Raw genomic sequence first — 217 nt, 5'->3', positions numbered from 1 at the left:
GGATCCAGGCGTCCCTCGGACTTCAACTTGAACAAACCTGCCACTCCGACTGCTGATGCCGGCTCAACAAAAATGCCCTCTCGAGCAGCTAGGAAGGCCTGGGCGTCAAGAATTTGCTCGTCCGTGACAGCGTCGATGAGCCCCTCCGACTCGTCTCGAGCGGCCAACGCCAGCTTGCCGGAGGCCGGACGACCGATACGAATAGCGGTGGCTACCG

1 protein-coding gene is annotated in these 217 nt (G+C 61.3%); it reads right to left on the bottom strand.

Annotated features, from left to right (window positions below; genetic code table 11):
- On the bottom strand, positions 1–217 hold a 217-nt coding region (locus BST12_RS30410), incomplete at both ends, for a pyridoxal-phosphate dependent enzyme (RefSeq protein ID WP_139802163.1).

The sequence above is a fragment of the Mycobacterium angelicum genome (genome assembly GCF_002086155.1).
In the GTDB taxonomy this organism is placed as follows: domain Bacteria; phylum Actinomycetota; class Actinomycetes; order Mycobacteriales; family Mycobacteriaceae; genus Mycobacterium; species Mycobacterium angelicum.
This window is presented reverse-complemented; position numbering and strand designations above follow the sequence as displayed.